This is a genomic window from Halochromatium sp. (genome assembly GCF_046541315.1).
Classification (GTDB): domain Bacteria; phylum Pseudomonadota; class Gammaproteobacteria; order Chromatiales; family Chromatiaceae; genus Lamprobacter.
The window spans coordinates 1-3,394 of record NZ_JBKHDN010000258.1; the positions used below are offsets into that span (position 1 = coordinate 1).

2 protein-coding genes are annotated in these 3,394 nt (G+C 65.7%); both read left to right on the forward strand.

What is annotated here, in order from left to right:
• Window positions 1-250 precede the first annotated feature (250 nt).
• Window positions 251-1,987 carry a magnesium-protoporphyrin IX monomethyl ester anaerobic oxidative cyclase gene (gene bchE / locus ACLFQI_RS12730; RefSeq protein ID WP_410759864.1) on the forward strand — a complete coding sequence of 579 codons (1,737 nt, stop codon included), beginning with the start codon at window positions 251-253 and terminating at the stop codon, window positions 1,985-1,987.
• 106 nt (window positions 1,988-2,093) lie between these two features.
• A partial coding sequence (locus tag ACLFQI_RS12735) for a cobyric acid synthase (protein ID WP_410759865.1) occupies window positions 2,094-3,394 on the forward strand: 1,301 nt, incomplete at its 3' end.

Here is a 3,394-nt window from a genome sequence, read left to right on the forward strand (position 1 = left end):
CATTCAGACGCTTGCATGCGAGGCAACGCGGTCAACGGCTCTTCCTGGGTTGATTCAGGGCAACTGTGTTGCAGCGCGACAAGGCCAGCGCGCCCGCTGCGTGATAATCTCCGAGCGTTATGCTGGACTGAGCCACGATCAGAATCCGGGCTCAAGCAGCCGCGGCCCAGGCGGCGATCGCCCTGGGCCCAGCGCCCCTTCACCGCGAGTCCGCGCTTGCGTGCGACGGCAAGATCCATCGGAGCAGACAATGCGAATCCTTTTTGTCCACCCAAACTATAGCGCCGGCGCCGCCGACATCGCCGGCAACTGGTCCCCGGCCTGGGTCGCCTATCTGGCCGGCTATCTCAAGCAGGGCGGCTATACCGATTACCGGTTCGTCGACGCCCTGGTGGACAACCTCGACGAGGAGCAACTGCGCGTCGCCATCCGCGAATCGAACGCCGACATCGTCGCCACCACGGCGATGACGCCGATGATCTACACCGCGCAGCGGCTGCTGCAGATCGCCAAGGAGGAATGCCCCAACGCCATCACCGTGCTCGGCGGCATCCACCCGACCTTCATGTATCAGCAGGTGTTCGGCGAGGCGCCCTGGATCGACGCCATCGTGCGCGGCGAGGGCGAGGCGGTGACCCTGAACCTGGTGCGCGCGATCGACGAGGGCCGCTGGCCAGCCGAGCGCGAGCGGATCAAGGGCATCGCCTATCTCGATGAGAACGACAAGGTGGTCGCCACGCCGGTCGAGCCCTCGATCAAGGACGTCGATTCGATCTGGCCGGACTGGGGCATCCTCGAGTGGAAGAAGTACATCTACATCCCGCTCGGCGTGCCGGTGGCGACCCCGAACATGGCGCGCGGCTGCCCGTTCACCTGTAGCTTCTGCTCGCAATGGAAGTTCTGGCGCGACTACCGCGTGCGCGACCCGAAGCGGATGGTCGACGAGATCGAGGAGCTGGTGAAGGTCCACGGCGTCGGCTTCTTCATCCTCGCCGACGAGGAGCCGCAGATCAATCGCAACAAGTTCATCGAGTTCTGCCAGGAGCTGATCGACCGCGATCTCGGCATCCATTGGGGCATCAACACCCGCGTCACCGACGTCATGCGCGACGAGGAGCTGCTGCCCTTCTACCGCAAGGCCGGGCTGGTGCACGTCTCGCTCGGCACCGAGGCCGCCGCGCAGCTGAATCTGGACCGCTTCGTCAAGGAGACCACGATCGAGCAGAACAAGCGCGCGGTGCGCCTGCTGCAGGAGAACGGCATCGTCACCGAGGCGCAGTTCATCGTCGGCCTCGAGAACGAGACCCGCGAGACCCTGGAGGAGACCTATCAGATGGTCATGGACTGGGGCGCGGACATGGCCAACTGGTCGATGTATACCCCTTGGCCGTTCTCCGACATGTTCGCCGAGATGGGCGACAAGGTCGAGGTGTTCGACTACTCCAAGTACAACTTCGTGCAGCCGATCATGAAGCCGGACAACATCGACCGCGCCGAGCTGCTCGATGGCGTCATGGCCAACTATCGGCGCTTCTACATGAAGCGGATGCTGTTCCAGTATCCATGGGTCAAGGATCCCTTCCGTCGCAAGTACCTGATCGGCTGCATCAAGGCCTTCTTCAAGAGTGCGTTGGAGCGCAAGTTCTATCAGCTTGGCAAGCAGAACTACTGGGGACCGATGTTCAAGAAGCTGATCCGCTTCGACTACGACAAGAGCAAGGAGAAGATCGTCGAGCCCGATCACAACGCCTGGAAGCAGGCGCCGGCGGCCAAACGGCCCGCGATGGGCACCAGCGGCGCCGTGCCCAAGGCCTGTGGCGGCGGCAACCAACAGATGGAAGACCTGGAGATCGGCAGCGAGGCCTCGCCGAAGTGCCAGCCGGGCGGTTGCGGCGGCAGCGTCAAGCCCGCTCCGCAATCCGCCACGGTTGCGATGCCCGAGTTGCAGAAACGCAAAGAACCGGAGGCCGTGGCGGAGGAGGCGTAAGTCGACCTAGACATTGATCGCCGTTGCGCCTGATTGGCGGACAAAACGCCCCGCACCGACTCGGGGCGTTTTCTTTTTCGACCCACGACGACTGTCGTCTCCCTCTATGTCCGAGCAAGCACCCACCATCGAACTGAGCCTACCGCCGCTTGGCGACCATGGCCCGCGCCGCGCGCGCGCCCTGATGATCCAGGGCACGGCCTCGGATGTCGGTAAGAGCATGCTGGTGGCCGGCCTCTGCCGGGCCTATCGCCGCCGCGGGCTCGCGGTGCGCCCGTTCAAGGCGCAGAACATGAGCAACAACGCGGCGGTCACCGCAGACTCCGATCTCGGCCCTGGTCCCGACGGCGAACAACCGCGCGGCGAGATCGGCCGCGCCCAAGCGCTGCAAGCACGCGCCTGCGGGGTCGCGCCCTCGATCCACATGAACCCGGTGCTGCTCAAGCCGCAGACCAATGTCGGCTCGCAGGTGGTGCTGCGCGGGCGCTCGCTCGGCAACTGCCCGGCGCGGGTCTACCACCAGATGCGCCAGGGCATGATGCCGGCCATTCTCGACAGCTTCGAGCGCACCTGCGCCGAGGCCGACCTGGTGCTGGTCGAGGGCGCCGGCAGCGGCGCCGAGATCTACCTGCGCGATTGCGACATCACCAATATGTACTTCGCCGAACAGGCCAATGTGCCGGTCATCGTGGTCGGGGATCTCGACAAGGGCGGCACCATGGCCTCGCTGGTCGGCACCTGGATGCTGCTCGATCAAGCCGATCGCGACCGCGTCGTCGGCTACCTGGTGAACAAGTTCCGCGGTGATTTCTCGCTGTTCGCGCCGGCCTGCAAGACCATCACCGAGATCACCAACTGGCCCTTCCTCGGCGTGCTGCGCTGGTTCGAGGGCGCCGCGCGACTGCCGGCCGAGGATTCGCTCGCGCTCGAGCGCCCGGCCGAAGGCGCCTGGGCCAACGACGGCAACCGCATCAACATCGCCATCCCGCGCCTGTCGCGCGTCGCCAACTTCGACGATCTCGACCCGCTCGCCGCCGAGCCGGCGGTGAATCTGCGCTGGATCAAGCCCGGTCACCCGATCCCGGCGCAGACCGACGTCGTCATCCTGCCCGGCTCCAAGGCCACGCGCGCCGATCTCGAGGTGCTGCGCGACGAGGGTTGGGACATCGACATCCTCGCCCATGTGCGTCGCGGCGGCCGCGTGCTCGGCCTCTGCGCCGGCTTCCAGATGCTCGGCCGCGTCGTGCGCGACCCGGACGGCATCGAGGGCGCGCCGGGCGAAACCCCCGGCCTCGGCCTGCTCGATATCGAGACCACCATCAGCGACGACAAGCGGCTGATCGATCTGGATCTGACCGACCAGCGCAGCGGCTGTCGCGTCACCGGCTACGAGATGCACATGGGGCG